Source organism: Streptomyces sp. NPDC055632 (assembly GCF_053618675.1).
In genome coordinates this window covers 12,885-32,330 of the sequence record NZ_JBSHHY010000037.1, presented here as the reverse complement: position 1 = coordinate 32,330, position 19,446 = coordinate 12,885, and the positions used below count along the sequence as shown (strand labels likewise).

Annotated in this window: 19 protein-coding genes and 3 pseudogenes; 15 read left to right on the top strand and 7 right to left on the bottom strand. The window is 70.3% G+C overall.

What is annotated here, in order from left to right:
- Positions 1 to 5 precede the first annotated feature (5 nt).
- Positions 6 to 944 (bottom strand): GlxA family transcriptional regulator, encoded by a 939-nt coding sequence (locus ACWGSR_RS31885; RefSeq protein ID WP_376236740.1) that lies wholly within the window; start codon positions 942 to 944, stop codon positions 6 to 8.
- A 195-nt stretch (positions 945 to 1,139) separates the two neighbouring features.
- On the opposite strand from ACWGSR_RS31885, the gene ACWGSR_RS31880 reads away from it, so the two are divergent.
- From ACWGSR_RS31880 to ACWGSR_RS31845, 8 genes and pseudogenes are all read left to right on the top strand, one after another.
- The gene (locus ACWGSR_RS31880; RefSeq protein ID WP_453571747.1) at positions 1,140 to 1,859 is read left to right on the top strand and encodes a DJ-1/PfpI family protein; all 720 of its coding nucleotides are present in this window, start codon (positions 1,140 to 1,142) and stop codon (positions 1,857 to 1,859) included.
- A 44-nt stretch (positions 1,860 to 1,903) separates the two neighbouring features.
- Positions 1,904 to 2,221 (top strand): hypothetical protein, encoded by a 318-nt coding sequence (locus tag ACWGSR_RS31875; RefSeq protein ID WP_376236744.1) that lies wholly within the window; start codon positions 1,904 to 1,906, stop codon positions 2,219 to 2,221.
- The gene (locus tag ACWGSR_RS31870; protein ID WP_453571743.1) at positions 2,218 to 2,691 is read left to right on the top strand and encodes a DUF2269 family protein; all 474 of its coding nucleotides are present in this window, start codon (positions 2,218 to 2,220) and stop codon (positions 2,689 to 2,691) included. The genes ACWGSR_RS31875 and ACWGSR_RS31870 overlap by 4 nt, the downstream gene beginning before the upstream one ends.
- Positions 2,688 to 3,515 carry a hypothetical protein gene (locus tag ACWGSR_RS31865; RefSeq protein ID WP_453571740.1) on the top strand — a complete coding sequence of 276 codons (828 nt, stop codon included), beginning with the start codon at positions 2,688 to 2,690 and terminating at the stop codon, positions 3,513 to 3,515. Before ACWGSR_RS31870 ends, ACWGSR_RS31865 begins: the two co-directional genes overlap by 4 nt.
- A 205-nt stretch (positions 3,516 to 3,720) precedes the next feature.
- Positions 3,721 to 4,754, top strand: a pseudogene (locus ACWGSR_RS31860) (FAD-dependent monooxygenase); the annotation flags it as partial.
- 89 nt (positions 4,755 to 4,843) lie between these two features.
- Positions 4,844 to 5,425: a sugar O-acetyltransferase gene (locus tag ACWGSR_RS31855; protein ID WP_453571737.1), complete on the top strand. Its 582-nt coding sequence runs from the start codon at positions 4,844 to 4,846 to the stop codon at positions 5,423 to 5,425.
- 14 nt (positions 5,426 to 5,439) lie between these two features.
- A complete protein-coding gene (locus ACWGSR_RS31850) occupies positions 5,440 to 6,069 on the top strand; it encodes a TetR/AcrR family transcriptional regulator (RefSeq protein WP_453571734.1) in 630 nt (209 codons plus the stop codon).
- Positions 6,070 to 6,202: 133 nt separating this feature from the next.
- The gene (locus ACWGSR_RS31845; RefSeq protein ID WP_453571731.1) at positions 6,203 to 6,712 is read left to right on the top strand and encodes a hypothetical protein; all 510 of its coding nucleotides are present in this window, start codon (positions 6,203 to 6,205) and stop codon (positions 6,710 to 6,712) included.
- Here ACWGSR_RS31845 and ACWGSR_RS31840 read toward each other — a convergent pair.
- Both ACWGSR_RS31840 and ACWGSR_RS31835 read right to left on the bottom strand, forming a co-directional pair.
- A complete protein-coding gene (locus ACWGSR_RS31840) occupies positions 6,702 to 6,944 on the bottom strand; it encodes a hypothetical protein (RefSeq protein WP_453571729.1) in 243 nt (80 codons plus the stop codon). The genes ACWGSR_RS31845 and ACWGSR_RS31840 overlap by 11 nt on opposite strands.
- A 491-nt stretch (positions 6,945 to 7,435) precedes the next feature.
- Positions 7,436 to 8,491 (bottom strand): TerC family protein, encoded by a 1,056-nt coding sequence (locus tag ACWGSR_RS31835; RefSeq protein ID WP_453571726.1) that lies wholly within the window; start codon positions 8,489 to 8,491, stop codon positions 7,436 to 7,438.
- Positions 8,492 to 9,292: 801 nt separating this feature from the next.
- On the opposite strand from ACWGSR_RS31835, the gene ACWGSR_RS31830 reads away from it, so the two are divergent.
- On the top strand, positions 9,293 to 9,772 hold the full coding sequence (locus ACWGSR_RS31830) for a hypothetical protein (protein ID WP_453571804.1): 480 nt from the start codon (positions 9,293 to 9,295) through the stop codon (positions 9,770 to 9,772).
- On the top strand, positions 9,769 to 10,236 hold the full coding sequence (locus ACWGSR_RS31825) for a hypothetical protein (protein ID WP_453571723.1): 468 nt from the start codon (positions 9,769 to 9,771) through the stop codon (positions 10,234 to 10,236). The genes ACWGSR_RS31830 and ACWGSR_RS31825 overlap by 4 nt, the downstream gene beginning before the upstream one ends.
- Positions 10,237 to 10,563: 327 nt before the next feature.
- Here the strand turns inward: ACWGSR_RS31825 and ACWGSR_RS31820 are convergent, their stop codons facing one another.
- From ACWGSR_RS31820 to ACWGSR_RS31810, 3 genes and pseudogenes are all read right to left on the bottom strand, one after another.
- Positions 10,564 to 10,902, bottom strand: coding sequence for a hypothetical protein (locus tag ACWGSR_RS31820; protein ID WP_453571720.1), 339 nt, complete (start codon positions 10,900 to 10,902; stop codon positions 10,564 to 10,566).
- A 740-nt stretch (positions 10,903 to 11,642) separates the two neighbouring features.
- The gene (locus ACWGSR_RS31815; RefSeq protein WP_453571717.1) at positions 11,643 to 12,443 is read right to left on the bottom strand and encodes an aminoglycoside phosphotransferase family protein; all 801 of its coding nucleotides are present in this window, start codon (positions 12,441 to 12,443) and stop codon (positions 11,643 to 11,645) included.
- Positions 12,444 to 12,509: 66 nt separating this feature from the next.
- Positions 12,510 to 12,691: pseudogene (locus ACWGSR_RS31810) on the bottom strand (SUMF1/EgtB/PvdO family nonheme iron enzyme); the annotation flags it as partial.
- A gap of 137 nt (positions 12,692 to 12,828) precedes the next feature.
- Between ACWGSR_RS31810 and ACWGSR_RS31805 the strand changes: the two are divergent.
- The 3 genes and pseudogenes from ACWGSR_RS31805 to ACWGSR_RS31795 all read left to right on the top strand — a co-directional run.
- On the top strand, positions 12,829 to 13,641 hold the full coding sequence (locus ACWGSR_RS31805) for a hypothetical protein (protein WP_453571714.1): 813 nt from the start codon (positions 12,829 to 12,831) through the stop codon (positions 13,639 to 13,641).
- Between the two features lie 108 nt (positions 13,642 to 13,749).
- Positions 13,750 to 14,487, top strand: a complete 738-nt coding sequence (locus tag ACWGSR_RS31800) for an ATP-grasp domain-containing protein (RefSeq protein ID WP_453571800.1) — start codon at positions 13,750 to 13,752, stop codon at positions 14,485 to 14,487.
- Between the two features lie 504 nt (positions 14,488 to 14,991).
- A pseudogene (locus tag ACWGSR_RS31795) lies at positions 14,992 to 15,649 on the top strand (transposase); the annotation flags it as partial.
- Here ACWGSR_RS31795 and ACWGSR_RS31790 read toward each other — a convergent pair.
- Positions 15,606 to 16,142 (bottom strand): hypothetical protein, encoded by a 537-nt coding sequence (locus tag ACWGSR_RS31790; protein WP_453571712.1) that lies wholly within the window; start codon positions 16,140 to 16,142, stop codon positions 15,606 to 15,608. The pseudogene ACWGSR_RS31795 and the gene ACWGSR_RS31790 overlap by 44 nt on opposite strands.
- 378 nt (positions 16,143 to 16,520) lie before the next feature.
- On the opposite strand from ACWGSR_RS31790, the gene ACWGSR_RS31785 reads away from it, so the two are divergent.
- Together ACWGSR_RS31785 and ACWGSR_RS31780 are read left to right on the top strand one after the other, a co-directional pair.
- Positions 16,521 to 17,516 (top strand): hypothetical protein, encoded by a 996-nt coding sequence (locus ACWGSR_RS31785; RefSeq protein WP_453571709.1) that lies wholly within the window; start codon positions 16,521 to 16,523, stop codon positions 17,514 to 17,516.
- Between the two features lie 225 nt (positions 17,517 to 17,741).
- Positions 17,742 to 19,232 carry a hypothetical protein gene (locus ACWGSR_RS31780; protein WP_453571706.1) on the top strand — a complete coding sequence of 497 codons (1,491 nt, stop codon included), beginning with the start codon at positions 17,742 to 17,744 and terminating at the stop codon, positions 19,230 to 19,232.
- The last annotated feature ends 214 nt before the right edge of the window (positions 19,233 to 19,446 follow it).

Genomic DNA, 19,446 nt, shown 5'->3' with positions numbered 1-19,446 from the left:
CCGGTTCAGCTGAAGGCGCGCCGGTAGGTCTGCGGGCTGACGCCGGTGGTGCGTTTGAAGCGGTCGCGGAACGTGGTGGGAGAGCCGAAGCCGACCTGGCCGCCGATGCGCTCCACGGAGTGGTCCGTGGTTTCCAGCAGGTGCTGTGCCTGGCGGATGCGGGCCCGGTGGAGCCACTGGAGCGGGGTGGTGCCGGTCTGGTCGCGGAACCGCCGGATCAGGGTCCGGGTGCTGGTCCCGGACCGCGTGGCGATGTCGGCCAGCGTGAGGTCGCGGGCCAGGTTCTCCCGCAGCCAGGCGAGCAGCGTTTCCAGTTCGGAGCCCTGCGGTGTGGGGGTGTGGTCGTGGACGATGAACTGTGCCTGCCCGCCCTCGCGTTCGAGCGGCATCACCGACAGGCGGGCGGCGTCGGCTGCGACCGCCGAGCCGTAGTCCCGGCGGATCATGTGCAGGCACAGGTCCAGGCCCGCGGCCGCGCCGGCCGAGGTGAGGAACCGGCCGTTGTCGACGTAGAGGACGTCCGGATCGACGTCGACGTCCGGGTGGAGGGCGGCCAGCAGTCCGGCCGCCTGCCAGTGGGTCGTGACGCGCAGCCCGTCGAGGAGCCCGGTGGAGGCCAGGGGGAAGGCGCCGGTACAGATGGAGGCGATCCGGGTGCCTTCGGCGGCGGCCGCCCGCAGCGCGTCACGCACGGCGGGGGAGAGCGGAGCCGTGACATCGGTGACGCCCGGCACGATGATCGTGTCCGCGTCCCGGAGGTCCTCCAGGCGCCAAGGGGCACGCAGGGCGAAGGCCCCGGCGTCGACCTCGTCGTGCTCGGCGCACACACGGACCTGGTAGCCGGGCCGTCCGTCGGGCAGGCGGGTCCGCGAGAAGACCTCGATCGGCGTGGTCAGGTCGAACGGGATCACCTGGTCCAGCGCGAGAACGGCGACTGTGTGCACGGCTGAAACCTACCTCCCCACGGATCGAAGAAGTGGAACCGGTACCTGCGCAGCCCCAGTTCACGGCGCTTTTCGCGCTCTCGGAAGGCCATGGCGATTTTCCGTTGAAAGCCGTCACTAATGCCACTGTCCGGCCGGATCGGCAGAGGGTTGACTCCAGGGCGTCGGAGAGAAAACGATCCCGAAGGAACGCCCGTGCACATCCAAGTCGTCCTGTTCGACGGTTTCGACCCGCTCGACGTCATCGCCCCCTACGAGGTGCTGTACGCCGGCGGTATGGCATCGGACGGTGCGGTGACCGTTGAGCTGGTCTCCGCGGAAGGCCCCCGAGAGGTGATCAGCGGCACCGGAGGACTGGCGCTGCGCGCCGCGGGCGCCCTCGACCTGGAGCGGGCGGACATGCTTCTGGTGCCCGGCGCCTCCGGCCGTGTGGGGGAGCCCGGCGAGGTTCCGGAGGAAGAGGTGGGCGCCGGTGAGGTTCCGGAGGGGGAGGCGGGCGCCGGTGAGTGGAAGCAGGACGAATTCATCCCGATACTGCTGGGCCGCACACTGACCACCGAGCTCCCCGCACTCCTCGAGCGGGCGATGGCCGACCCGGACATCACGGTCGCCACTGTCTGCGGAGGCTCCCTCGTCCTGGCCATGGCGGGCCTGCTGGAAGGGCGTCACGCCACCACCCATCACCTGGGCCTGGACATGCTGGACGCCACCGGCGCCCACGCGATTCGCGCCCGTGTCGTCGACGACGGCGACCTGATCACCGGTTCCGGCGTGACCTCCGGGCTCGATCTGGGCCTGTACCTGCTGGAGCGCGAGCTGGGCCCGCGTATCGCCCACGCCGTCGAGGAGCTGTTCGCCCACGAGCGGCGCGGCACCGTCTGGCGCGCCCAGGCTCCGGCACCCGCCGCTCTCTGACCTTCTGCCTCCCCACCGATCCGCTCGACACAGTCAGGAAGAACATGTCCGTCAAAGGCACCTGGGACCTGTCCGTCTCCACCCCCATCGGCAGAATGAAGGCCGTCGTCGAACTCCGTGAGCAGGACGCCGTTCTGACCGGCGTCGCCCATGGAACCGGCGAGGAGGTACCGCTCGACGACATCGCCCTCGACGGCGACCGTCTCACCTGGAAGCAGTCCATCACCAAGCCCATGCGGCTCGACTTGGCGTTCGACGTGACGGTCGACGGCGACACCCTCCGGGGCACCTCCAAGGCAGGCCGCCTTCCGTCCTCGAAGGTCACCGGCGAGCGCCGGACCACCCCCGGGCGCCAGGCGTGAACAAGCTCTTCCTGTCCCTGCACGTCCTGGCTGCCATCATCACCGTCGGCCCCGTCACCGTCGCCGCGAGCATGTTCCCCGCGACGCTGCGCCGTGCTCTCGGCGCTGTCGATGCCGACGACGCCCGGGCGACCCTGCGGACACTGCACCGCATCTGCCGGGTCTACGCGGGCATCGGCATGGCCGTGCCCCTCTTCGGCTTCGCCACGGCCAGTGGCCTCGGCGTCCTCGGCGACGCCTGGCTGATCATCTCGATCCTGCTGACCGCGCTCGCCGCTTGCGTCCTGGCCCTGCTCATCCTGCCCGGCCAGGACCGCGCCCTTGCCGAGGTGACGGGTCTCCCCGCGGCGCCGGCGCCGGACTCCCCGCGACCGGGCCGGCTCGCCATGCTCACCGGCGTCTTCAACCTGCTGTGGGCCACCGTCACCGTACTGATGATCATCCGCCCCGGCTCCACCACGGGAGCGTGACCGTGTGCCTCCGGCAGCCGCGAAGACCCTGGCCCCTGTTCCAGAGGGCGGCGTGCTGCTCGCGCTACGACGGCTCGACCGCGTCGATCGTCGAAACCCCACGACGAACGTTCTCCGTTGCCGCCCGCGAAGCCGCCTCGTACCTGGCGCAAGGCGGGCCGGTCGGTGTCACTACTGTTTCCGTCATGCGCATGAAGATGAGCGCGGCTGCCGGCTTCCTCGGCCTGCTGCTCACGGGTTGCGGGTCCGGTGCGGAGAACGACTCCGAGCCGAAACCCGTCTTCTCGGAGCTGCCCCAGAAGATCGTGAAGCCGGTGCCGGAACCGACGGGCGGACTGCACCCGTCGCCGCCACCCGGTGCCGCCTTCCACGAGACCGTCGCCTTCGGCCTGCGCGAGAAGGTTCTCGACATGGCCAACACGGACGGCACGACAACGGCCCGGTGCCCTGCGTCCCTCAAGGCGAAGGAAGGGGCCCGGGCCATGTGCGTGAGCACGTGGGAGGGTCTGAAGATCGAGTGGGACATCCTCGTCTACACACTGCCGGACGCGCCGAACGACCTGAAGTGGGGCGCTGAACCCCGTACGGCGATCCTCACCCGGGACGGTGCCGCCAACGCCGTCTACGGCTATTACGCGCCCGATCTCGTGCGCTGCGACAACATTCCCAGGGCCGTTCTCGTCCCCGTCGAGCGGGAGCTGAAGGAGTACACCTGCCAGACCGTGACGGACGGCAGAGCAGGCAAGCCCATGCCCGTACGAGTCGCCTTGAGCGGCCCGTTCTTCCGCTGCCAGGCACAGAGGGAGGTCCACGCATGTGGTTGAACGGGCGGTGACCCGACCCCACGCGGGGCTGGGACCCGGGACGAGGCGCGACCGATCGCGGGCGGGGAAGAGACGGAAGGGGGAGAACGCCGGCGGAGGTCGAGGAACCGGCCGCGGTGGTGCTGACCGAGGCCGGGCGGCGAACACTGCGGGAGGCCCGCGCGTCCCTCGCGGAGGCGGGCCCGGAACGGTTCGCCGACCGTGCCTCGCCGACGAACTCCTCACCACCGGCGACACCATCACCGGCCTGCGGCTCTTCCGTCGCCTCTCCCTCGACCTGAGCACCCTGCCTTCGCGTTTCCCGTTCCTGCTCGTCACCCCGCAGTACGAGGTCGAGCGGCTCCTGGAGCGGCGGGCCCGGGAGGCCGGGGTCGAGCTCGCTCACGAGAGCGAGGTCGTGGGGCTGCGGCAGGACGACGAAGGGGTTGACCTCGACGTACGCGGCGCGGACGGAACGGTCGTCACCCGCCGGGCGGCCTACGTCGTCGGTGCCGACGGCCACCGGAGCGCCGTGCGGGAGGCGATCGGCCTGGACTTCCCCGGTTCCTCCGTCGTCAAGTCGCCGATCCTCGCCGATGTCCGGCTGGCGGAGAAGCCCGAAGGAGTCCTCACCGTCAACGGCCGGGGCGACGCCTTCGCGATGATCGCCTCCTTCGCTGACGGCTGGTACCGGGTCATGGGCTGGAACCGCCGCAACGAGGTCCCCGACGACGCCCCGCTCGACCCCGACGAGGTCAGGGAGATCACCCGCCGTGCCCTGGGCTCCGACCACGGCATGCACGACGCCCGCCGGCTCTCCCGTTTCCACAGTGACGAGCGCCAGGCGCCGCACTGGTCCGGCTGGCCCGCACGCGGAATCCGCTGCCGCGTGCCGTCCGCGCTCTGGCCCCCGCGTTCGTCGGCGTCACCCCGCCCGCCCGGCGCAAGGTCCTGGGCCGGGTCACCGGAATCGGCTACGCCTACCCCGCCCCCCGAGGCGCCCACCGCCTCACCGGCACCCGCGTCCCCGACGTCTCCCTCAAGGACGGCCGGCTCCACGAGGCGCTGCGCGGCGGCCGGTTCGTACTGATCACGCCCGGGACGCACGAAGGCCCCGTCGTCCGTGGGGGGCGGCTGACCGTGAAGCACCGGGCGGGTGACCGCCGGACGACCGTCCTGGTGCGGCCCGACGGATACGTGGCCTGGGCGGCGGAGGACGTGGCCGAGGCCGAGGAAGCGGTGGCGCGGTACCTGGGCTGACGAGTCCGCGCACGGCAGGCGGTGAGACGCCGATTCTCTTCGGCGGTCGGAATGTACGAACGTACCTTCTGGGGCGTACGATCGTACGCATGAAGGTGGACCACTTTGCCGACGACCCGCGCACCAACCTGGAGCGCATGCTCGCGGGCGATCTCTACATCGCCGACGATCCCGAGATCGCGGAGAGGCAGCGGCGCGCCATGCGGCTCGCCGAGCGCTACCGGACCGCATTCCTGGACGACCCCGGCGCGGCCCGGGCCCTCCTCGGCGAACTGCTCGGCTTCGCGGGCGAGGAAATCGAGGTGCGACTGCCGCTGTACGTGGACTACGGCAGCAACATCTCCGTCGGGGCCCGGACCTTCGTCAACTACAACCTGACCGCACTGGACGTGGCGGCGATCACCATCGGCGAGGACTGCCAGATCGGCCCGAACGTCCAGCTCCTCACCCCCACCCACCCCCTGGAGCCGCAGCCCCGGCGGGACAAGCTGGAAGCCGCGCTCCCCATCAGCATCGGGGACAACGTCTGGCTCGGCGGAGGCGTCATCGTCTGCCCCGGCGTGAGCATCGGCGACAACAGCGTCATCGGTGCCGGATCGGTCGTCACCAGGGACATCCCCGCGAACGTCGTCGCGGTCGGCAGCCCCGCCCGGCCCGTCCGGGACCTTTGAGGTCCCCGGCTCCCATGGGCACCGGACACACCGACCCACAGCGCCGCGAGCGCATCCTCACCGCCGTCCTGGACCACATCGCCGACGAAGGCGTCGCCGGCGTCTCCCACCGCAAGGTCGCCGCCCGCGCCGGTGTGCCGCTGGGCTCGATGACCTACCACTTCCAAGGCATCGACGAACTGCTCCGCGAAGCCTTCACCCGCTTCGCCGGCCACGTCGCCGATCTCTTCGAGAGGCATCTGAACGCGGCCGACAGCGCCGAGCAGGCACGCGAAGCGGTCACCGATCTCATCCACGAACTCTCCGAGGGACCGCAGCGCGACCTGATCCTCACCCACGAGCTCTACACCCTCGCGGCCCGGCGTCCGGAGTACCGAGAACTGACACGGAAGTGGATGATCCGCAGCCGACAACTCCTGGAACGCCACTTCGACGCCGACACGGCCCGCCAGCTCGACGCACTTGTCGAAGGGCTCGCCCTTCACCGCGCCCTCGACACCGCACCGCACGACCGGCAGCTCACGAGCGAAGCCGTCAGGCGCATCACCACCACCGCCTGGACGCGGCCCTCCGACAGCCTGCGGGGGCCCGGCCCTGACACCGGGCCCCCGCAGGCACCCGCCCAGGACGCGCAACGGGTGTAGACCTTGAGGCGGGGTGACCGTGCTTCGCGGCGCGTGAGGACCTGACGGTCGCGCGACGGCGCCGGCCGGGCGGGACCGGTCCCGCTGCGGGGAGGTGTTGTGGTCGGGGCCGGAGCTTTCGTAGGTTGGGCGGATGGGCTTCTTCGCCAGGCTGACCGGAACTGAGCACCCCGACTGCGGTACGGCCCCGCACTCCGCGGAGGAGGTCCGGGCAGCGCTGCTCGCGCTCAACGGACCGGACGTGCCGTTCGTCGTGCGCGGTGGTGCCCCTGAAGGTGCCGACCTCGTGGCGGAATGGCGGATCTCGGATCCCGCCTGGCACACCTTCTTCGCCCGCACCCGGGTGAGCCGGGTCACCCAGTTCAGGATGCGCCTGGTCCCGGAATCCCATGAAGTCCGCACCATCGATCGCCAGTTCGAGATCTCGTGGGTCGGCGGTACGCCCAGGCCGGCCGTGTCGGCCGAAGGGTCACGAGGGCAGGTCAAGACGGTGTCATGGCGCCGATCGGTCGAGCGGGGGCCCGAGGGTGACCTCCAGGCGACGGAGTCCTACCGCTTCGACACCTCGGACATGAAGGACCCGCTGCGGGCCGCGGTCCTCGGCGCGGGGTGGACCTGGCGCGGAGCGGTCTTCAAGCTCTGACCTCCGCCCGCCGGGCCTCGGCGGTCGGCTCGGGCGGGAGGCCGGCGGCTTCTCGGGCCTTCGCGAGGTCTTCGGGGCTCACGGTCCTGGTGGCGTCATTCGTGGACGGTGAGGCGGTCGACGCTTCGGCGCCGCCCTTGTCCGAGGGCGTGGCGGGCGGGTTGTCGGCTGTGCCGCAGGCGGTGAGACCGAGGAGCAGGGCGGCCGCGAGAGGGGCAGTTCGGATGCGCATCGGATCAGCCTGCCGGAGAGGCTGGTTGCGGGGTGGCGGCGTATCCGTCTCGTGACACAGCTATGAGGTGGCGGTGGCGGCGATCGGGCCGAGCGTGGCGAGCGCACTGATCAGCGAGGTGAGCCCCGCGTCGCCGCCGCCGGCTTCGTCCTCACCGCCCGGTGACGCCCCGGCCTGCCCACGCCGGGCAGCGCACCCGCGGGGACGAACCCCGGCCGTCCAAGGGCTTCGGATCAATGCCGGGCCGGGGGGTGTTTGTGCTTGGGGTCCAGCCGGTAGTCGGGACAGTCGCGGTTCTGACACGTGCCCGGGCCTGGTACGGCGACGAATACGCCGAGGGTCTTGTGGCGGTGCGGTACGACCGGCACGGACTGCTTGCAGGTCGGACACTCGTACGCTTCGGCTTCAAGCTTCTTTTTGACCATATTTTTACTGTATGTCCATATGGGCATGCAGGGAAGTTTTCCGACTTTTTGCCATGGGCGAGGGGGTCAATCATCCCGACCCGTTGGACCGGCAGGGGGATCAGGGTCATCTGCCACGGGCGGCCGGCCGGGCTGCCCCGGGGGCGGGGGAGCGGCCGGTTGTTCGCCGGCCTGTTCCGTGGCGCTCTCGGGAGCGGGCCTTTTGATGCTGAGCACCACGGAACCCGTCAGGACGACGACGATGACGGCGAGGCTGACGGGGGAGGGGATCTCCGGGATGTCGGGGCTGATCATCTTGTGGGATGCCTGGAGGACGAGCTTGACGCCGATGAAGGCGAGGATGATCGCCAGGCCCTTGCTCAGGTAGTGGAAGCGGTCCAGGAGCCCGGCGAGCATGAAGTACAGGGCCCGCAGGCCGAGGATGGCGAACGCGTTGCTGGTGTAGACGATGAACGCGTCGTCGCTGACCGCGAGGACGGCCGGGACGCTGTCGACGGCGAAGATCAGGTCGGCGGCCTCGATCGCGGCGACCACCGCGAGCAGCGGAGTCGCCACCCGCTTGCCCGCCTCCTTGACGAAGAACTTCGCCCCGGCGTACTCGTCCCGCACCGGGATGATCTTGCGGAGCATCCGCACGGCGAAGCTCTTGCCCGGGTCGAAACTCTCCTCCTCGTCCTTGAGGAGCTTGTAGGCGCTGTAGAAGAGCACCGCGGCGAAGGCGAACAGCACCGCGGTGAAACGGCTGACCACGGCCACGCCGAGGGAGAGGAAGATCCCGCGGAAGACGAGCGCGCCGATGACGCCGAAGAACAGCACGCGGTGCTGATAAGCCCGGGGCACTTTGAAGTACGCGAAGATCACGGCGAAGACGAACAGGTTGTCGACCGACAGGCTCTTCTCCAACAGCCAGGCCGTCGTGTACTCGGTACCCGCCGTCGTACCCAGCACGAGGAAGACGACCGCACCGAAGATCAGGGCGAGGCCCACCCACAGGCCGCTCCATGCGGCCGCCTCCTTGAAACCGATGACGTGCGCGGTGCGATGGGCCAACAGATCCACCACCAGCGACACGACCACCGTCGCGGCGAATGCCCCCCACAGCCAGAACGGGACGTCAAGCACACCGAACACCCTCACGTCGGACTGCGCGAAACAATGCGGGTCCTATAACAGGAGTGTCCGGCATCGCGCTCCCGACAGCATGTGGAGCCGGTGGAAGCCCGCGTAGTGATCAAGCAGGACCGGGCGGGCGCCGAGCATGCCCGCGACCGACGCGATCGGGGGAGTCCGCGTCCGACGACGGTGGCGACCACATCCACGGCGTCGGTGCCTGCGGTGATCAGCCGGGCCGAACCCTGCCGTCCGCCAGGAGACAGATCGGCGTCGACACGCGGAGGGCGACCGCCCTCCGCCGGGCACAGCGACCCCACGGCCGGCCGGATCACTGTGCGGGCCGGTTTCGGCGACGATCGCCTCCAGTTCGCCGTAGGCCCTCAGCATCGTCGCGTACGCATACACCCCCTCCTCCCCTCCAGCCACAGAGCCGGTCCAACCACTCACGCACCTGCCCCGGCAGACCTGCGAGACACTCGGGCAGGGCAGGGCCACCGCACGCCCGGCGACGTCATCGAGGTGCGCCTCCCACGGCCCGTAGGGACCGGTGGTGCCGTAGGCGTCGTGATCGTCCTCCTCGCGGACCTCCCCCCATCGATCACGTACTTCTTCGTCCCCGCCACCCGCCCCGCGCTCCGTACACCACAGCTCCCCTTCCACCTCGACACCGGCGCCCCGGGCGCTTCACCGAGCGATGCTCAGGACTTGTGGATCGGTTCCGGGAGGGCATGCGGAGGGCGTACCTTCCCGAATGATCCTTAAGGTCTTCGAGCAGGCCCGCGTTGCAGCGCGGGTCGGGAAGGTACGCCCGTGCCCGGCGTAGTCACCGACGACGGCTCCACGCAGCCCGGCTGGCTGATCGACGGGATCGTGCGGGAAGGCGCCCGCCGAACGCCGAACGCCGAACGCCGAACGCCGAACGCCGAACGCCGAACGCCGAACGCCGAACGCCGAACGCCGAACGCCAGCCGTCGGCCGTCGCGCCGGAAGCGGAAGCCGACCGGTACATGGCCGGGTTGTCGGCCGAGCTCGAAGGCGCGGCTCGGCCGGCCCTACTCGTGCGTCCTGGTCCTGCCCGGCGTCCGTCTGGACAGCACCGAGGAGCTGATCGCCCGGACGGAGGGCTTGCGGCCTGGTGGCCGGGAACACTTCGGCGAGCGCCCGCCAAGGGCCCGTGGCACCGTCGCCGATCATGAGCCCGGGGTCGCACGTGGCGCGTCGGCGGCGGTCCGTGCGGGCGCACGATTCGAGAACGGCGTCCTGATCGAGCGCGAGAAGCGAGCCGCATGAACGTCCACGACATCCCGCAGAACCCGGACGAGCACGTCCGCTTCGCGGTCTACCTCGACAGGCTGAGGCATGTTGCCGACCCGAGCGAGGTCGAACTGGTCAGCCGCGTGCTCACCGATCCGGACCAGACCATGGCCCAGTCCGCCGTGCTGCGGCATCTGGACCGTCGAGCCGCAGATCTCCACCCCGGTCCCGCCTACGAGGGGTGGGCGCAGGCGATGACCCGGGCCACGATCGACCACCCCTTCCTGACCCGGCGCCTGCAGGAGTGGTCACTCTTCCGCGCTGTCACGCTCAAGCTGCCCTGGCGACCGGACGACCTGCTCGCGTCGTCCGACTGGCTCCAGTCCAAGAGCGCCGTCGGGACGAACACCGAGGCCGTCGAGATCCTCGCCGAACTCGGCCGCACCAAGCGGATCCGCAACACTGCCAGGAACGGCCTCAACCACCGCAGCGAGAGCTGAACCAGCCCACCCACAACTCTTGACCACTGCTCCACTCCACTCCGGCCTCCCTGGAACCACGACGCGGAACGGCTGCCGCGTCCCACAGCCGGATCGCGACGTATCCCACAGGCAGAGATGTAGGGCACGAGCGGCGCGCGCCCCTCGGAGCCGCGGCGTCGGCGGGGAACGCACGGTGCGTGCCCGGCGGCATGCGAGCGGTGCCGCGCCCACTCCGCACGGCATGGCATCTGCCTGACGGTGGACGCCTTTGGCGTATCCGGGCCACTGTCAGCCGGTGACTAACCCATAGCTGTCACGTCTCGTCGAGAGGAGGGGACGGGCGGGTCATGGGGAGGGCGGGCGCCGGGAAGTGTCCTTCGGCTTCGGCGGGTACTCGATCCGATCGGGCTGCCAGTACCAGTCCTCTCCTCGATGGACCGCCCGGCCGGGCCGGGGGCTCGGGCCGTCCCGGCCTGCGTCCCAGTGAATGAAAACCACGACCGCGACGAAGAAAAGGACCATGCCGAGGGCGGTCCACGCCATCGGATCGCCCTGGGCAAGCCGTGGCACGCCCGTGGTCCACAGGAAGCGCCCGAACCGCCAGGCCCCCACCACCAGCACATACCCGAGCCCGAGCCCGAAGGGCAGAAAAACCAGCCCGAGCGCCAGACAGCCCTTGTCCACATTCCCGCGACCCATCCCCGCCCCCGTCTCGTCGGCTTCGTGCCACCCGGGGCGGGGCATACCCTGCCCCGAGCGACACGACACCGGCTCAAGAACGCTGTGCGGGCCTCCAGCCCTACGAGTGCCGGCCGGACGCTGTCACTGGACCCGGCTCGATGGCGTTCCAAAACCGGCGATGATCTCTTGAACGTACTGATTCTCGGGAGCGAACTCCGCAACCGTTCGGCGTGCCTGCTCGATCCGGCTCGTCTCGCAGGGCAGCCGGACAAGGCAGTGGAGGGCGTCGCAATCGTCGTCCTCTGCGCGACTGCGGAGCATCGCTTCCATCCCTCGGTCACGAAGCCACCGATTGAGCCGCCGGCGCGCGTGGACGTCAGTGCGGGCCAGGCCCGAGAGTTCTGAGAGCCGTTCCGCGCGGACGAGTATCGCCCAGGACGGGCGACGACGGCTCAGCTGGCGCTTCTCTCGCCTCGGACTCGGCCCTAACCAACCGGGTCTCCGGCGAACACCGCTACGTCGGAAGCCGATTCGTCCAGGAGGGGACCGACACACGCAGGCACATGCAGGCGCTGCGGCAGCTACGGGTGGCCGACTCAGCCGATGCCACCTACCGCAGGCAGATGAACCGGCAGCTCACCGTGCAGGATTCCGTCACAAGCCGACGAAGGACGCGTGTCACGGCAAGCGCGGCACCATTCACCAGATCCACCAGGCGTACCGCGACCGGACGCCCGGGCCGGTCAGCTCAGCAGGGCAGCCGTGAACGTCTTGCGGTGGTCCACCAGCCAGGCCTGCATGCGGTCCCAGCGTTCCCCTCCACCACGCTCGGCCGACGCCCGGAGATAGACGGGGTCTCCGTCGGCCACACGGCGGGCGACGAAGGCCCGGCAGACCTCCGTGGCCTGCTCGATGACGCCGGGCAGCTCGGCGCGGTCCCCCGCCGAGAGGCCGTAGCCGTCGGCAAGGATCCGCAGCCGTGCGGCCGCATCCAGTTCCGGGGGATAGAGAGCCGCCGCGGACTCGGGATCGAGCATGGGTACCCAGTAGCGGGCGGTCATGGCGATGTCCCAGAGGGCACGGCCCGGGGCCGCCAAGTCGAAATCGATCAGGGCCGCGGCACGACCGTCGCGGAAGACGACGTTCTCCGGGCACACATCGTTGTGGCACAACATCGTTCCTCCCTCCGGGTCGGCAAGGTCCGGAGGCCACTCGGCACGGGTGTCGACCACGACGGCCGCGCTGGTCTCATGCAGACGCCGCAGCAGGCTCCCCACCGATTCGAGGGCAGCACTCGTCATCGCCCACTCCGAGAACGGAGGCAGAGCCACGTCGCCAGGAATGAAGCTCAGCTGCTCACGCCCATCCGTGGTGAGACCGACAGGGACCGGCGCCGCGTCGAAGCCGTGCTCCTTCAACGCAAGGAGATGGGCATGCAGGGCGCGCGCGTTGCGCGGTGCCGGTCGCTCCACCAGATCCCTCCGGCGGAAGACCGCCCCCGTGTTCACCATCCCGCCGACCAGCGCCTCGTCTTCAGCCGTCATGAGGATCACGCTATCGCCGGACCGACCCCGCACGGGGCGGGCTGTACACGACGCGGACCAGCGCACGACCGAACGCGCGACGCGGAATCCACGTTGTCGACCTGGAAAGTCGGGTGGCTGCGGCGCCGTGCGGAGGCCCGGCGACTCCAGTGCTCATCGAACCAACCACCGCCACGGAGCACCCGGCAGGCGCCGTAGACCTCGGCGTCGTAGACGTCCCAGCACCAGTCCCAGGAGTTGCCGACGATCTACCGGGCCGTCCATGTCCGCGAGAACAGGTACTCGCCTTCGCGGCAGCCCTCATCGCCCTTTTCCCCTGAAAGGGCAGGACGAGCGGGGAACCCAAGGGCTGACCGGAACGGCATCCCGCTCTACGATCATGCCCATGTCGACCTCCATTTCCTCCCTCCCGGTGCTCCGAGGCCGAGACGGGGCCGTCCTGTCCGTCGAGGACATCGGACTGGTCCTCGACCTCCCGCGCGAGCAGGTCACCTTCACCCCCGACGGGCTGGGCCGGATACGCGCCGAGGGCCGCTCGGTCCTGATCGAACTGCGGGCGAAGGCCGGGGCGACGCCGCGCGTCCACCGCATCGACGACGTGGACGAGGCGGCGGCCACCGCCTTCGCCGACGGGGTCAACGCGATCCTGGCGAACCGGACCGACAGCGACGACGTCGACGGGGCCCCGTTCGCCGTGGTCCGTTCGCTCGCCCCCACCTGGCGGACGAGGTTCCACCGCCGGATCCTGCGGGGCACGCTGTGGCACCTGCTGGCGCTCGTCGTCCTCTGCGTGGTGGCCGGTTCGCTGGGCAGATGGGACCTGGTGCTCCTCACGGTCCTGGTCGGCGGCCTCGCCTGGCTGGGCCTGTGGCTGGGCCTGTACGGGGTGATCCGCGCGCGGCGGGAACGCTGGCTGTACCAGTACGGTGTCATGGTGACCGCCACCCGGGCCACGATGTCCCGCGGGGGGTACGTCTACCCGGACGCGACCGGGACGTACCGAGGCTTCCTGCACGGCGAGGCCGGCCCCACGATCACCGTGGCCCACCCCCCGGAGGACCCTGCGGACGTGCTGGTGCCGGTGCCGCCGTTCACGCACCTGGTGAACACCTACGCGGGCGCCGTCCTGGTCTTCTGCTGCAGCGCCCTGATCGTCCTCCACGCCGTGATGGGGATGCTCTTCCTCCTCGACGGCTGACGAACTCGTACGTGGTCGGCGCTGCGAGGCTGGAGCTTGTTTTCTGATCGTGGCGGAGCGAAGGAGGGGTTCGCGGTGCTGGTCATGCCTGGGCGGCGGACGTCGACGATGGAACTGTTGGCCGTCGAGGCGGCGGGCCGGGGGATGCCGGTCAGAGCGGCGGAGGAGCCCGGCCTGGCGGGCCCCGCCTACTGGTACGGCGGACCGGTCGCGGGTGCGCGGCTGGCCGGCCGGCTCGGGTTCGCGTTGCTGGAGCCGGCGGACGGCTGGCTCGCCGAATTGCCGGAAGAGTTCACCGGCCGCCGGGTACGGGCGGGGACCATCGCGGACGCGTGGGCGATCGACCGGCCGACGTTCGTCAAGCCGCCCCGTGACAAGTCCTTCCCGGCCGATGTCTACACCGACGGCTCCCGGCTGCCCACCGCCCTGGATCCGGCAACACCGGTGCTGCTGTCCGACGTGGTGACCTTCGCGGCCGAGTACCGGCTGTTCCTGCTGGACGGCCGGATCGCCACGGCGAGCCGGTACGCGGTGTTCGGCCGGCTCGACCCCCGCCCGCTCGGTACGGACCGCGCGGACCGGGCCACCGCCGCGCAGATCACGGAGTTCGCCGACCGGCTGGCCGCCGCGGCCGGGCACACGCTGCCGAGTGCCGTCGTCGTGGACGTCGGGCAACTGCTGGACCCGTACCGCCCAGGCCACCGCTGGGCCGTGGTGGAGGCCAACATGGCGTGGTTCTCACATGCCTACGCGGCCGACCCGGCCCGGGTGCTGGACGCGGTCCTGCGGGCGGCGGGGCCACGCGAGCACATGCGGCCGCGAGACCTGGCGTTCGAACGGCACTGATCCGCACTGCGCGAACCGGACTTACCGGCGACCGGCCCGGCCGCACTCCAGAAGCCGACGCTTCCAATTCGGTCGAGATCGCATGTCGGAGGAAAAGAACCGAGGACGTAATCTTTCGGGCGCGGCCCGGTCGGCGGGCCGCGCCGTGGTGTGAGCCGAGGAACGAGGCGTGCGTGAGTCGTATGACGAGTGCGGGACTGCGGGCCGGTTGAAGGCGTCGATGCCGGCCCGGCGGTGGGCGACGTATTCGGAGCCGGTCCCGGCGGCCGATGCCGGGCCCGGCCGGTGGTCGCGTGCGGTGGTCGAGAACGCGGACGCGGAGGCGGTCCGGGCGGGGGCGTCGTAGTCGGCGGAGTGGCTGACCGAGACACCGGGGAAGCGGCTGCCGTACAGCCGTCCGCACGTGACTACCTCGGCAGTCGACCATCTCGTTCACGCCGGCCTGCGCGCCCACCTCGGCGGCGCCCCGCCTGTCCCGACGTCCACCCGGACCAGGTCGCGACCCTGGTCCTCGCCAACATCATCCGTACCGACGTGCCGGTGCGTCGCCCGCTGCCCGCCGATACCGACCCGGCCCAGGCCATCGCCGTCCTGGCCCGTGCACACCCATGCACAGCAGCGCGCCAAACAACTACGGTCGCTACCGGGGGAGTACTTCCCGGCGATGATCGAGGCGTTCAGGGACAAGCCGGGAACCCTGACACGCCCTGAAGCACGCCGCACCCTCGCCGTCACGTTCCCCGGGGGCATCGATCGGCCCCCAGGTCGGTGCCCGCATTCTGGGCGAGATCGGCGACGACAGGGCCCGGTTCGCCACGGCTGGAGGGCTGAAGGCGTACGCCGCCTCCGCCCCGATCACGCGGGCCTCGGGCAAACGCCGCCACGCCGGAAGCCGGTTCGTGAGAATGACCGGCTCAACCACATCAGCCACCTGTGGACCTTCGCCTCCCTGAGCGGTTCATCCGGCGCGGACTTCCACTATCGGCGCCGCCGCGCAGAAGGGGACTGGCACATGCGGGCTCCGCGGCACCTGTTCAACCGGATGCTCAGCCGGCTCCGCCACTGCCTTCAGACGCGCAGTCTGTTCGACGAAGCGATCGCTTTCCCGGCGAGCACCGCTACGGGTTCACTGACGGGTGCTCCTCTTCCGGCACAGCCATGACGAGACCCGAGCTGACGGGGCGCTTGTCGTTGACGAGAACGAGCCGGTTCCCGGTCCAGGTATCGAGCCGGTCGCACGCCCAAGCGGGGTCGTACGCTGCCGTGGGCAGCTGGGGTATGCGCTTTCGACCGGTGTCGTCGAGCCGGTAGGGAACCTCGAAGGCCGTGTTCCAGTTGTCCAGCTCCGTGGCAAACCGCTCCTCCGCTTCTGCGGGACCGATACCCAGGTACTGGCCGATCTCCGTCCAGGAGCTGCCTCGCTCGCGTTCGTAGATCGCGGCCGAAACCAGAGCGCGCTCCGCGAGTTCGATGAGCTGGAATGCCTGGCTCACCCGGCCTCCGGGACCGGTGTCAGGGTCGTTGCCGGTGGCGACCAGGCCGGCGGCGCCATCCGCAACGTCCGCTGCGTGATTGCACAGGACGAGGCGCGCCAGAGCCTGGCGGGTGAATCGGGCACGGGCGGCGTCATGAGGGGTCGTCTCGGTCACCCTCATAGCCTCTCAGGCCGTATCCGCACCGAGTACCCGATTTCCGCGTGGGGCCGGTCTGCGCTTGACGGCTTGACTCATGAGGTGTCTTTGTACGCGATGGCCGTACGAAGAAGTCAGGCGCTCGCGGGTCGGGTGGGCGGCGACGGTGAGTGCGGTTGCGCCTCTGTTGGTTGGTTTCGAGAATGTCCGCTCCTCAATGGCAGGACCGCTCTCCTCCTACGGGAGGTGTTGTTGCCGAGATTTGGGAACGCCTACGTATTTGTGAGGGCCGTGGTTGTGCTCGGCCCGGCGCGCTCTGGTTTGACCACCTGTGGTGTCCTCACGGGAGGGTTCGCGGTAACCCGTTCGCGTGGCGTGCTCCCTGCCGCGTACGTTCCGCGTATGACCAGGACAACGCCGGCCAGGCCGGTTGCCGTGGAGACCGTTTTCCCGGAGCTGGCGGCGTACCGAGGGCGGACCACCCGCCTGCACCCACGGCCGGGGCGGCCCGGGCGGCACGACAGCCATGTCGGCGGGCCGTTGCTGTGGCCGGGCAACGAGCCGTGGCCGGTCTGCCGCGAGCCCCACGAGCCCGAGACCGAGGGATACGCACCGGATGAGATCCGCGCAGCCCGAGCCGTGGGCGCATGGCCACGGAGCCGCCAGTGGCCCGACGACGGCAGTCCCGGGAAGGGCGGGCCGGTACCCTTCGTGGCGCTCGCTCAGTTCTTCGGTCGGGACGTTCCCGGCCTGGCCGCCGGACCCGGCGGAGCTGACCTGGTGCAGCTTTTCCGCTGCCCGTTCACCCATGGCCCGTACCTGGAGCGCCGATACCTCCTGCAGTGGCGGTGGACCGCGCGGACCGAGCAAGCGGACCACTTCCTTGCCGCCGCGCCCGAAGTGCCGTTGCTGCGGTGGGAGCACGAACTCCCCGAGCCCTGTGTCGTGCACCCCGAGGAGGTGGACACCTATCCGTGGGCGGAGGACGACACGCTGCCTGCGGCTCTGATCGCCCGCATCGATGCCTGGGACGATGCCCAGACGGCTAAAGGCGGCCGCGACGTCCTCAGCTACCAGGGTGCCCTCTCGATACCGCCCGGTTGGCGGGTCGGCGGCTTTCCCAGCTGGGCGTCGACGGGCCCGATGGACATCACTTGCGCGTCCTGCGTGGCCCCGATGCGGCTCCTGCTGACAGCAGGGGGCGACGAGATGGACCCCGACTCGCACAGCTGGATGCCCCTCGAAGACCGCGATCCGTCCCGGCGGGGGATGGCCTCGATCCGGGGCGGCCAGTCCGTCGCCCAGCCCACCCGGCTCCGTTTCGGCCGTGACCGAGACCTCCACGTCTTCACTTGCCCGACCGACCCGGGGCATCCGCCCCGATGGGTACTTTCCTGACGCGTTTCAGGGCGACGGATCGGGCTCGCAGAACGTCTTCCGAGGTGGAGTCGCATCTGTGTGGTTATGAGGTGACCAGGCCGCTGCCGTCAAGCGGTCGTGGCAGAGGTGGCCGACTGCGATGGGCGCGTCCGTTCACGCTTTGGACCGCACCGCTTGCTGCCGCTGCCGCTGCCGCTGCCGTTGCCAGCCCGGCTCGGAAGGGGTAGGTGGCAGGATGGCGAGATGCCCGACTCCCTTCGTGCCTTGTGGCTGCGCGGTATCGCCTTCAACCCGGCCGCGCCCGCAGAGGCGCTGACACGTCTGCTCGACCCGGTGGCGGGGAAGACCGGCCCGCTGATGTGCGAGGGCCGTGACCTGCCCGACGCTGTCGTCGATGCGGCCCTGCGCCATCCGGTCAGAGCTATTCGTGGCGCGCTGGCCCGCAACCGGTTCATCGACCCGGCGAGGCTCGCTCCGCTGGCGAAGGATCCGTCGGGCCTCGTCCGCGCATGGCTAGCCGGCGGCCCGGATCCCCGCTGCGGCTTCAGGCTCCGATACGTCCGGCCGCTCCCGGACGACATCCTCGTCGCCCTCCTGACCGCGCAGGACGGCGGCGACGACGGAAGGCTCACCGCGGAGGAGATCACGTCGGAGCTCGAATCGTCCCGGCAGATGCCGCTGTCCTTCCGCCGCTCCCTGGCCGATCGTGAGCACTCCGGGCTCCGGATACGGGCCACCCAGAACTGGGGTTCGCTCACCCCGGAGCAGCGGGAGGCGCTGCTCGACGACCCGGACCCCGCCGTCCGCGAAGCGGCCGAGAACGCCGACCGGGTGCTGGACCCGCGACAGGTGGAGACCCAGCTGCCGGACTACGACGCGCGCGGCAAGTTGTTTGTGTTCGCCACGTGCGCCCTGTCCGACGCGGTCGTCGACCAGTGCCTCGCGGACGGCACCGTGCTCCCCCTGGCCCGCAACCCCCACATCCCGGCCCATGCCGTTGCCCGGCTCGCCCGCCACCCCGAGGCCGAGGTCCGCGCGCTGATCGCCGCCCGTCCCGACCTGGAACCGCACCTGATCGCGGAGCTGAAGCAGGACCCGGACGACGGCGTGCGGGTGCGGGTACGCCTCCGTCCCTACCCCCGCACCTGGGACGAGTACAGCTGGTTCAACTGGACCGACGGCCACGGACCGGACTGCACCTGCCCGATCAACGAGCCCGACACCGACTCCTCACCCGAATGGTTCGCCGCCTGCGCAGCATCCGGGGAACCGGCGCTTCGCCAGGTCGCGGCGAGGTCGCCCCGCCTGCCCGCCGAACTCGTCGACAAGCTCGCGCAGGACGACGACGAAGCGGTACGCGTCGACCTGGCCTGCCACCACCCCCTGGCCCCGCCACGTCTCCTCCTGGACGTCTTCGTCACCCGCCCAGCCCACCGACCTCATCTGCTGACCCTGCCCGGTTTCCCTCGCACCGGCACCGCCCACCTCATCAACCACCCGGACCCACAGGTACGCGCCCTGGCCGCAGCCGACCCCACCCTGACCGACCTCCCCCTGAACGACCCCGACCCGTCCGTACGCCGGGCAGCCGCCGCCAACCCCTCCCTGACCCCCGAAACCCTGGAGACCCTTCTCACCGCCTCCGACACCGCCGAAGGCGCCGCCACCAACCCCTCCCTCCCCACCTCCCGCATCCACGCCCTCCTCGACCACTGCCTGACCACCACGGACTGACAGCCCCAGCCCCGGCCCAGAACGCGCCGGACAAGCAAACAAGCCCTCACATGCCACGCACGGAAGCCCACCAACTCCACTACTCCCCGCGCGGGAATGGACCAGGATGTTGACAGTGATCTCGATGACGGCTCCGCATGGGGCGGGCCGGGCGCGACTGTGACTGTGTCGAGGTGGCATGTGAGCTGAGTGCGTCGTGTCAGCTGTGGTGGTG

What these genes read in the sequence shown, in the direction of transcription:
- ACWGSR_RS31875 (WP_376236744.1), top strand. Translation starts at nt 1,904, where the DNA reads ATGTCCGTCAAAGGCACCTGGGACCTGTCCGTCTCCACCCCCATCGGC.
- ACWGSR_RS31855 (WP_453571737.1), top strand. Translation starts at nt 4,844, where the DNA reads ATGAAGGTGGACCACTTTGCCGACGACCCGCGCACCAACCTGGAGCGC.
- ACWGSR_RS31850 (WP_453571734.1), top strand. Translation starts at nt 5,440, where the DNA reads ATGGGCACCGGACACACCGACCCACAGCGCCGCGAGCGCATCCTCACC.
- ACWGSR_RS31845 (WP_453571731.1), top strand. Translation starts at nt 6,203, where the DNA reads ATGGGCTTCTTCGCCAGGCTGACCGGAACTGAGCACCCCGACTGCGGT.
- ACWGSR_RS31840 (WP_453571729.1), bottom strand. Translation starts at nt 6,944, where the DNA reads ATGCGCATCCGAACTGCCCCTCTCGCGGCCGCCCTGCTCCTCGGTCTC.
- ACWGSR_RS31825 (WP_453571723.1), top strand. Translation starts at nt 9,769, where the DNA reads ATGAACGTCCACGACATCCCGCAGAACCCGGACGAGCACGTCCGCTTC.
- ACWGSR_RS31815 (WP_453571717.1), bottom strand. Translation starts at nt 12,443, where the DNA reads ATGACGGCTGAAGACGAGGCGCTGGTCGGCGGGATGGTGAACACGGGG.
- ACWGSR_RS31805 (WP_453571714.1), top strand. Translation starts at nt 12,829, where the DNA reads ATGTCGACCTCCATTTCCTCCCTCCCGGTGCTCCGAGGCCGAGACGGG.
- ACWGSR_RS31800 (WP_453571800.1), top strand. Translation starts at nt 13,750, where the DNA reads ATGGAACTGTTGGCCGTCGAGGCGGCGGGCCGGGGGATGCCGGTCAGA.
- ACWGSR_RS31790 (WP_453571712.1), bottom strand. Translation starts at nt 16,142, where the DNA reads ATGAGGGTGACCGAGACGACCCCTCATGACGCCGCCCGTGCCCGATTC.
- ACWGSR_RS31785 (WP_453571709.1), top strand. Translation starts at nt 16,521, where the DNA reads ATGACCAGGACAACGCCGGCCAGGCCGGTTGCCGTGGAGACCGTTTTC.
- ACWGSR_RS31780 (WP_453571706.1), top strand. Translation starts at nt 17,742, where the DNA reads ATGCCCGACTCCCTTCGTGCCTTGTGGCTGCGCGGTATCGCCTTCAAC.